We start from the raw sequence: 381 nt of genomic DNA on the forward strand, positions 1-381 counted from the left end.
TGCTCGACTGGCGGACTAATGCCACCTATATGCTGGAGTCGAAAGACAAAAAAACCGGCAACCCGCTGTCGATCATCCCTAAGTACACCATCAACTCGATGCTGGATTATCAGATTACCGATAAGTTCTCCACCGAGCTGAACTGGACACTGTACGGTCGCCAGAAGCCGCGTGAATTTGTGGAAAGCCGTCTGGAAGGAACAACCCCTATGTCCACGACCGAGATTGGTGCATATTCCCTTGTCGGGCTGAATCTCAACTATAAGTTCACCAAAAACCTGAGTGTGAAAGGCGGCGTCAGCAACCTGTTTGATAAGCAGATTTACCGCGAAAATGACGGTGCTTCGACTTATAACGAACCGGGCCGCGCATACTATGCAG

The 381-nt window shown here is 50.1% G+C and carries 1 protein-coding gene; it reads left to right on the forward strand.

Features of this window, described 5'->3' with window-relative positions:
* On the forward strand, positions 1-381 hold a 381-nt coding region (locus WH277_RS02015), incomplete at both ends, for a TonB-dependent receptor domain-containing protein (protein WP_339504101.1).

The organism is Erwinia sp. MYb416 (assembly GCF_037479575.1).
GTDB lineage: Bacteria > Pseudomonadota > Gammaproteobacteria > Enterobacterales > Enterobacteriaceae > Erwinia > Erwinia rhapontici.